We start from the raw sequence: 473 nt of genomic DNA, 5'->3' as shown, positions 1-473 counted from the left end.
TTCCTGCCAAGCGAATCGCGCCTCCGAATAACAGCAGTTTCTCGGTCAGAGTTGTTTTCCCCGCATCCGGGTGAGAAATAATCGCGAACGTACGTCGCTTAGCGATTTCCGTTTCGAGAAGCTTTGTGAGTTGCGTAGTCATTTGTTAGTTTAATTCCCTTCTTCTTTTACATGGATACTGCAAGGTGCTGCTTATTGATTAAGCTTGGGCTTTCTGCAAATCGATACTCCAATTCGCTTCGTCAAGGAACGTACGGTTGCTGAACTCTCTGCCACGTACGACGACCTTGTCGGCGAATACTTGGACATAGATACCCTGAGCTTTATTCTTGGCTTCTTGTTGATAAGCTCGGTTCAGCGTTCTGCCAACCGATGCATTGTGGAAAAAATGGAATGTTTCCTTCACATAATGCGGAGTCCCATTCTGGAAATCTTGATGGCGGTGTCCACAGAAGACGAACACATTCTTATAG

At 46.1% G+C, this 473-nt stretch carries 1 protein-coding gene and 1 pseudogene; both read right to left on the bottom strand.

Annotated features, from left to right (window positions below):
* Positions 1-142: GTP-binding protein (locus AC1DUA_RS40555; RefSeq protein ID WP_477505008.1), on the bottom strand; the 142-nt coding region annotated here is incomplete at its 3' end.
* Positions 143-199: 57 nt separating this feature from the next.
* A pseudogene (locus AC1DUA_RS40550) lies at positions 200-473 on the bottom strand (metallophosphoesterase family protein); the annotation flags it as partial.

The sequence above is a fragment of the Paenibacillus sp. 01T422 genome, from assembly GCF_056398785.1.
The sequence above is the reverse complement of the archived record's forward strand: the minus strand, read 5'-3'. Positions and strand labels throughout refer to the sequence as shown.